General features: G+C 61.9%; 6 protein-coding genes and 1 pseudogene. 2 read left to right on the top strand and 5 right to left on the bottom strand.

The features are described from left to right. On the bottom strand, positions 1-1,016 hold a 1,016-nt coding region (gene argH / locus VFW72_RS06260), incomplete at its 3' end, for an argininosuccinate lyase (protein WP_329673423.1). Between the two features lie 110 nt (positions 1,017-1,126). Between argH and VFW72_RS06255 the strand changes: the two genes are divergently transcribed. Together VFW72_RS06255 and VFW72_RS06250 are read left to right on the top strand one after the other, a co-directional pair. After that, positions 1,127-2,107: a sensor histidine kinase gene (locus VFW72_RS06255; RefSeq protein ID WP_329673422.1), complete on the top strand. Its 981-nt coding sequence runs from the start codon at positions 1,127-1,129 to the stop codon at positions 2,105-2,107. A gap of 1 nt (position 2,108) precedes the next feature. Continuing rightward, positions 2,109-2,873, top strand: a complete 765-nt coding sequence (locus tag VFW72_RS06250; RefSeq protein WP_329673421.1) for a LytTR family DNA-binding domain-containing protein — start codon at positions 2,109-2,111, stop codon at positions 2,871-2,873. Positions 2,874-2,906: 33 nt separating this feature from the next. Here VFW72_RS06250 and VFW72_RS06245 read toward each other — a convergent pair whose 3' ends face one another. The 4 genes and pseudogenes from VFW72_RS06245 to VFW72_RS06230 all read right to left on the bottom strand — a co-directional run. Continuing rightward, complete coding sequence (locus VFW72_RS06245) at positions 2,907-3,560, bottom strand: protein phosphatase CheZ (RefSeq protein WP_329673420.1); 654 nt, start codon at positions 3,558-3,560, stop codon at positions 2,907-2,909. A 12-nt stretch (positions 3,561-3,572) separates the two neighbouring features. After that, positions 3,573-3,971: a chemotaxis response regulator CheY gene (gene cheY, locus VFW72_RS06240; protein ID WP_329673419.1), complete on the bottom strand. Its 399-nt coding sequence runs from the start codon at positions 3,969-3,971 to the stop codon at positions 3,573-3,575. 63 nt (positions 3,972-4,034) lie between these two features. Further along, positions 4,035-4,985, bottom strand: coding sequence for a flagellar motor protein MotB (motB, locus tag VFW72_RS06235; RefSeq protein ID WP_329673418.1), 951 nt, complete (start codon positions 4,983-4,985; stop codon positions 4,035-4,037). Positions 4,986-5,064: 79 nt separating this feature from the next. Then, positions 5,065-5,191, bottom strand: a pseudogene (locus VFW72_RS06230) (flagellar motor stator protein MotA); the annotation flags it as partial.

The raw sequence follows: 5,191 nt of genomic DNA, 5'->3' as shown, positions 1-5,191 counted from the left end.
GTGTCGAACAAGGGTTCCTTGTCTTCCTGGTTGTCCTTGTTGTAGGCCAGGGGCTGGCCCTTCATCAGGGTGATCAGGCCCATCAGGTGGCCCACCACGCGGCCGGTCTTGCCGCGCGCCAGTTCGGGCACGTCGGGGTTCTTCTTCTGCGGCATGATCGACGAGCCGGTGCAGAAGCGGTCAGCCAGATCGATAAAGCCGAACGATTGGCTCATCCACAGGATCAGCTCTTCGCTCAGGCGAGACACGTGCACCATCAGCAGCGAGGCGGCGGCGGTGAATTCGATGGCGAAGTCGCGGTCGGACACGCCGTCCAGGCTGTTCTGGCACACGGCTTCGAAGCCCAGGGTGCGGGCCACACGCTCGCGGTCCAGGGGGTAGCTGGTGCCGGCCAGCGCGGCCGAGCCCAGTGGCAGGCGGTTCACGCGCTTGCGCAGGTCGAGCATGCGCTCGGCGTCGCGGGCAAACATTTCCACATAGGCCAGCAGGTGGTGACCAAAGGCCACGGGCTGGGCCACTTGCAGGTGGGTGAAGCCGGGCAGGATGGTGTCGGCGTTTTGCTCGGCCACATCGACCAGGGCTTTTTGCAACTCGATCAGCAGCAAGCCAATTTCGTCGATCTCGCCGCGCAGCCACAGGCGTACGTCGGTGGCGACTTGGTCGTTACGGCTGCGGCCGGTGTGCAGGCGCTTGCCAGCGTCGCCCACCAGCTGGGTCAGGCGCGCTTCGATGTTCAGGTGCACGTCTTCCAGGTCGAGCTTCCACTCGAAGGTGCCGGCTTCGATCTCAGACCGGATCTGCGCCATGCCTTTCTGGATGGCTTCCCAGTCGGACGCCGAGATCAGGCCTTGAGCCTGCAGCATTTCGGCGTGTGCCAAGGAACCCTGGATGTCAGCGGCCCACAGGCGCTTGTCGAAAAACACGCTGGCGGTGTAGCGCTTGACCAGCTCGCTCATCGGCTCGGAAAACAGGGCCGACCAGGCCTGGGACTTCTTGTCGAGTTGGTTGGTGCTCATGGGCTGATCCAGTGGCGCGCTTCACGCAAAATGTGCAAACCATGGATTTTAATGAGACTGAGCCCAATCCTTTTGCGGTTTGCCGAACCGGGGTGCTATTAAAGGTGATCGTGGCCGTGCAGTTGCCGGTTGCCTTGGGCGCGCTGTCGGACAGCGACGGCCTTTTGTCCGCCTTGCTGCGCTGGGCGCAGGCCTCGGTCGTGTCGGTGCCCGCCACCTTGCTGTGGCTCTTGCTGGTCTGCTGGCTGGGGGCCTGGTTGGGGCGTTGGCGGCCTGCCACCCAGGTTTTGTTGGCTGGGGGGCTCGGCGGGGTGGTCGTCTGGCTGTTCCTCTGGCCTCGACATTGGATCGAGCGGGCCTTGGGTGAACCGGTTCCACTTTGGTGGCCCTGGATTCCCCCCATCCTGACCGGTGCGGCCATGGGCATGGTGGTCGCGGTCTGGTTGCGGGGGCGGGCCAAGGGCATTCTGCCCACCGAGGCGCAGGCGCGTCTGGCTGAATTGCAGGCACGCATTCGGCCGCATTTCCTGTTCAATACATTGAATACAGCCATCGCCTTGGTTCAGGTTGACCCACAACGCGCCGAGGCGGTTCTGGAGGATCTGGCAGAGTTGTTTCGTGAGGCGCTGGCCTCGCCGCACGCCCGATCGACCCTGGGGCAAGAGGTGCGCTTGGCGCAGCGTTATCTCGACATCGAAGCCTTGCGCTTCGGCGAACGCCTTCGGGTGCATTGGGATGTGGATGCCAGCCTGTCGGAAACCGTCGTGCCCGCGCTGGTGCTGCAGCCGCTGGTCGAGAATGCCGTGCGCCATGGTGTCGAGCCGGCTGTACCAGGCGGCTGGGTGCAGGTACGGGTTCGACGCGATGGCGGGGGCGTAGAGGTTCTGGTCACCAATTCCATGCCGTCTCAAGCGGGAGGCCCGTCACACACCAGGGGTCAAGGTATGGCCCTGGCTAACGTGCGGCAACGTCTGCATCTGATGTACGACCTCGAGGCCGCTCTGGAGTGTGGCGTGGTCGACAGCAATCAACCAGACGTGTTGCCGGAGTTCCGCGTGCGGATGGTGTTGCCCGTGTCTGAGGGGAGCTGAAATGAGTGTTTGCCGCGTGGTCATCGTCGACGACGAGCCTTTGGCTCGTTTGAGGATGCGCAGCCTGTTGGCTCAGTGCCATTGCAGGTGTGATGTCGTGGGCGAGTTTGGCGATGCCGATTCGACGCTGCAGGCATTCAAGGGCTGGCGACAGGTCGGCGGCATGCCCGATGTGGTGTTTCTCGACATTGCGATGCCGGGCCGGGATGGCCTGCAATTGGCGCGGGCTTTGCGCGCCGAAGGACGCGCCCCTGCGTTCGTGTTCGTAACGGCGCATCCTGAGCACGCGGTGGCCGCCTTTGAGATCGAGGCGCTGGACTATCTCACCAAGCCGATTCGCCTAGAGCGCCTGGAAGCGAGTTTGCAGCGCTGGCATCAACGTCAGCCCGCGGCGGATGCTGCTGCAGGAGACGAGCCTGATGAGGCTCTTCGGGTCGTAGAGCGTGGTGCTTGGGTGCGCGTGCCGTTTCGTGACCTTGTTTATTGCAAAGCCGAGCAGAAGCACGTCACGGTGCGGACGGCGGCTCAAGCCTGGCAACTGGATGTCAGTTTGAACGATCTCGAACAACGCCTTGGGCCCCGCTTTGTGCGGGTGCATCGCAATGCCCTGGTGGCCCGTGATGCCATGACCCGCCTGGGGCGGCGAGAAGATCCAGAGACCGGTCAGGAAGGCTGGGCGATCTGGCTGGATGCCACTCAGGAGTGGTTGGCCGTGTCTCGCCGACAAGTGGCGCTGGTGAAAGAAAAAATGGCTGGTCGCGTGTAGCAACCAGCCATCTGGGCATGGGCAGGCAGGGGGTTAGAAACCGAGGCTGGCCAGCAGATCGTCGACTTCGCTCTGGTTGGTCACCACGTCGGTGCGGCCCTCGGTGGACACCACCGGACCTTCAAGCTTGACCTCTTCGTTGGGCAGGGCGTGAGTGAGCACGGCCTCAACCTTGTGGTGCTGCTCTGGCGGTGCTGCTTGCACCAGGACCTTGACGAGCTGGGCTTCCAGATCGTTCGCCAGCTTCACCACTTTGGCCACCACCTGACCCGTCAGATCATGGAAGTCTTGCGCCATCATGATGTCGGTCAGGTGCTGATCCACGCGTTGCGTCGTGCTTTCGACGTCATTCACGAAGTTCATCACGGCGCCGGTGGCCACCGCTTTGACCGGATCTTGCACAATCAGATCGGCCAGACGACGGGTTTCAGCGGCGATGTGCGCCTGGTCGGCCTTGGCCTGGTCCACCAGATTCAGCACCTTCTCTGCCGCATCGGCCGTTTTGGTGGCGATGTAGCTCAAGCGGGTGCGGGCATCGGGAATGTTCTCGACCGTGTCTTTCAGCTTGGGCAGCACGCCCAGCATGTTCATCGTGTCATGCAGTTGGCGGGTCAGCAAGCCGAGCTGATGAAAGATCTCGGGCGATGCCGCCGGCATTGTCATGGGGGGCAGTTCATCCATTTTCATGGTCTGCTCCCGTCAGGCCGTGGTGGCCAGCTTTTGCATGATCTTTTGCACCTTCTCTTCCAAAGTCGCTTTGGTGAAGGGCTTGACGATGTAGCCTGCGGCGCCAGACTGCGCGGCCAGCACAATGTCTTCTTTGCGGGCCTCGGCGGTCACCATCAGCACGGGAAGGTGCTTGAGACTGTCGTCGGCCTTGATGGCTTTGAGCAGTTCAAAGCCATTCATATTGGGCATGTTGATGTCGCTGACGACAAAGTCGAACTTGCCGTTTTTCAGCATGTTCAGGCCTACCGCGCCATCTTCCGCTTCCTCGGCGTTGTTGTAGCCGATTTCCTTGAGCAGACCGCGGACAATGCGGCGCATGGTGGAGAAATCGTCCACGATAAGAAATTTCATGTCAGCAGGGTTGCTCATGGCTTGTCCTTGATTCAATCCGCGGTCTAGTTGACGGGCTCTGACGACAATGTCGCTACAGGCTTATCGGCTGACCGCAGGTGGGCTTGAGCCCTTTATGGGCAGGTCAATGTTGTCCGGTTCCGGCTTGCCGGCAGCGCTTTCGGCTTGCGCCGATTCAAAGATTCGGTCTTCCGCAGCGCGGTTCATCACGATGATGCTGATGCGGCGGTTCAGGGGGCTTTCGGGGTCTTCGTGCTCATACGGCATGCTCGATGCCAGGCCTTGGACACGCAGCACCTTGTCACCCGATAGGCCCCCCGCGATCAATTCGCGTCGCGATGCGTTGGCTCGGTCGGCTGACAGTTCCCAGTTGCTGTAGCCGCGATCCCCCGAGCTGAAAGGCTTCGAGTCGGTGTGGCCTTCTATCGTCAAGCGGTTCGGTACGGCTTCCAGCACGGCCCCAATCGCGCGCAGCAGTTCGCGCATATAGCCTTGCACATCGGAGTCGCCGCTGGCGAACATCGGTCGGTTCTGATCATCGACGATCTGGATGCGAAGCCCTTCGGCCGTCATGTCCAGACGAATTTGCGTTTTGTATTGCGCCAGTCGAGCATCGTTGGCGATCACTTCTTCGACTTTTTCCTTCAGCACGCGCAGTCGGGCTGATTCAGCCGCGGCTTGCGCAGCCTGGATGGCCTTGCGGCGGGCTCGGATCTCGGCCTCTTCCGACGCACCTTTTTTCACCTGACCAGCGCTTTCGCTGAGGCTGTTGCCACCGCCTTTGACCAGCGAGGTCGCATCACCGGCACCCGAGCCACCAAAGAAAGCCACCTTCAAGGGGCTGTTGAAATAGTCGGCAATGCCCTTGCGGTCGCCTTCCGTGGTCGAGCCCAGCAGCCACATCAGCAGGAAGAAGGCCATCATCGCGGTCACGAAGTCGGCGTAGGCAATCTTCCAGGCGCCACCGTGGTGACCCCCGCCGCCTTTCTTGATCCGCTTGACGATAATGGGACGTAGACCTTCGTCGGCCATGCCTGTGCTCCTGCTTCAATACTGATGTCTGTGTGAATCGCCCTGCCTGCCGGCCTCCCCGGGCCGGCCTGCCGACCGCTTACTTGCCCTTGGCCTGCTTGACGTGCTCTTCCAGTTCGAGGAAGGTCGGACGTTCGGTCGAGAACAGGACCTTGCGGCCGAATTCGATCGACAGTGCCGGGGCATAGCCATTGAGGCTGGCCAGC

This window comes from Aquabacterium sp. (assembly GCF_036273115.1).
Taxonomy (GTDB): domain Bacteria; phylum Pseudomonadota; class Gammaproteobacteria; order Burkholderiales; family Burkholderiaceae_C; genus Aquabacterium.
Note: the sequence above shows the minus strand (reverse complement) of the source record. Positions and strands in the feature narration are given on the sequence as shown.

Bases quoted from the DNA above. Each gene is read 5' to 3' on its own strand.
- VFW72_RS06250 (WP_329673421.1), top strand. From the start codon at position 2,109: ATGAGTGTTTGCCGCGTGGTCATCGTCGACGACGAGCCTTTGGCTCGT.
- VFW72_RS06245 (WP_329673420.1), bottom strand. From the start codon at position 3,560: ATGAAAATGGATGAACTGCCCCCCATGACAATGCCGGCGGCATCGCCC.
- cheY (WP_329673419.1), bottom strand. From the start codon at position 3,971: ATGAGCAACCCTGCTGACATGAAATTTCTTATCGTGGACGATTTCTCC.
- motB (WP_329673418.1), bottom strand. From the start codon at position 4,985: ATGGCCGACGAAGGTCTACGTCCCATTATCGTCAAGCGGATCAAGAAA.